The organism is Cellulomonas sp. GbtcB1, from assembly GCF_019091725.1.
Classification (GTDB): Bacteria; Actinomycetota; Actinomycetes; order Actinomycetales; family Cellulomonadaceae; genus Cellulomonas.
Genome location: NZ_JAGXJG010000508.1, coordinates 1 through 239, shown reverse-complemented (window position 1 = coordinate 239; position 239 = coordinate 1). Strand labels below are relative to the sequence as shown.

Genomic DNA, 239 nt, shown 5'->3' with positions numbered 1-239 from the left:
CAGCACCTCCTCGATCGGCTCCCGCACGACCCGGTCGGCGGTCCGGTCGTACGGCGTGGGCTCGGCGTTCACGATGATCACCTCGGCGCCGGACTCGGCGGCGAGCGCGGCCAGGCACGCCACCGGCTGCACGGTCAGCGTCGTGCCGACGGCGAGCAGCACGTCGCCGTCGGTGGCCGCGGCGATCGCTCGCACCAGCGCCCGGTCCGGCAGCCGTTCGCCGAAGTAGACGACGCCCG

1 protein-coding gene is annotated in these 239 nt (G+C 75.3%); it reads right to left on the bottom strand.

Annotation, left to right across the window (positions count from 1 at the left end; translation table 11 throughout):
- The coding region (locus tag KVT14_RS21200; protein ID WP_368858797.1) for a Sir2 family NAD-dependent protein deacetylase at window positions 1-239 on the bottom strand (239 nt) is incomplete at both ends.